Genomic DNA, 695 nt, shown 5'->3' on the forward strand with positions numbered 1-695 from the left:
AGGTACGAGCTCTTCTTGTTGGCGCCCTGCACCGAGCCGGTCAGCGACAGGCCGTTGCCGAAGTCGTAGCTCGCGCCGACGTTGTAGTCGACATAGCTCTTGTAGCCCAGGCTGCGGATGTCGCTGGACATGTTCGTGTAGCCCACCGCCGCCTTCAGCGTGACCTTGGGCACGATTTCCTTGCTGTACGACAGGTTCAGGTAGCCGGTGTTGGTGCCCTTCAGGCCCGAGCCGGCCTTGTTGCCCGCGTAGCCGAAGTAGTCCTTCGACACGGTGTGCGAGTACTTGGCGGTGAACGAGCCGAGGGTTTCGTTGGCGTAGGTGCCCGCAACGTACAGCTCGGTGGTGTTGCCCGCGGAGTTGCCCGGGTAGATGTAGGTGAGCGCACCGACGTCCATGTCCAGCGGGCCGGCCTTGAACTTGTAGCCGCCGTACACGTCCATCTCGATGCTGTTGCCCTTGAGCCAGTTGACGCTGGAGTTCCAGTTGCCCACGTAGAAGCCGCTGTCGCCGAAGGCGTAGTCCAGGCCGCCTTGAATGGCGGGCTTGAAGCCCTTGGTCTTGGCGTAGTCGTTCTTGCCGATCATGTCCTGGTCCTGGCCACGGAACTTGTAGTTCGTGGTGATGGACACGTTGCCCGTGAGATTCGGGGCGGGAGCGGCTGCCGGTGCTGCTGCGGCATCCGTCGTTGCTGT

Annotated in this window: 1 protein-coding gene; it reads right to left on the reverse strand. The window is 62.4% G+C overall.

Features of this window, described 5'->3' with window-relative positions:
- On the reverse strand, window positions 1–695 hold a 695-nt coding region (locus ACZYSP_RS35265; RefSeq protein ID WP_489019187.1), incomplete at both ends, for a TorF family putative porin.

It is taken from the genome of Variovorax sp. F042 (genome assembly GCF_057814215.1).